Here is a 614-nt window from a genome sequence, read left to right on the forward strand (position 1 = left end):
CCGAGATGACCAAAAACGGGCAGATGATTTAGTGAAACGTAATTTTAATGCTGATCATCCAAACCAACTATGGGTGGGTGACTTTACGTATATTCAAACTCATTCAGGCTGGGTATATACCGCATTTGTTATTGACGTGTTCTCACGAGCAATTGTTGGATGGAAAGTATCTACACGGATGAATACAGACATGGTGCTTGATGCATTGGAACAAGCATTGCATGATCGAGGCATGCCAAAGAATGTGATTCATCATTCCGATAGAGGTGTGCAATATCTTTCCATTCGCTATACCAATCGTTTAGAAGCAGCAAATTTACGAGCATCAGTCGGTACAACTGGTGATTCATACGATAATGCTTTGGCTGAAACGGTGAATGGCTTATACAAAACAGAGGTGATTGAATATTTAAAAGCAGATTGGCAAGGTTTAGCAGATGTACAACTTGCGACACTAAACTGGGTAGATTGGTTCAATAAAAAGCGTGTACACAGTGCACTGGGTTATGTATCGCCTTTTGAGTTTGAAGCAATGTACTATGATAAGATTAACCCGTTAGGTCAGGTGGCCTAACTTAAATAAAAAAGTCTCCGACAAACCCGGTACGGTTCAA

At 40.6% G+C, this 614-nt stretch carries 1 pseudogene; it reads left to right on the forward strand.

Annotated features, from left to right (window positions below):
• Positions 1-574 (forward strand): annotated as a pseudogene (locus GBN19_RS15540) (IS3-like element ISAba19 family transposase); the annotation flags it as partial.
• Between the last annotated feature and the right edge of the window lie 40 nt (positions 575-614).

It is taken from the genome of Acinetobacter brisouii (genome assembly GCF_008993995.1).
GTDB classification, from domain to species: Bacteria; Pseudomonadota; Gammaproteobacteria; order Pseudomonadales; family Moraxellaceae; genus Acinetobacter; species Acinetobacter brisouii_A.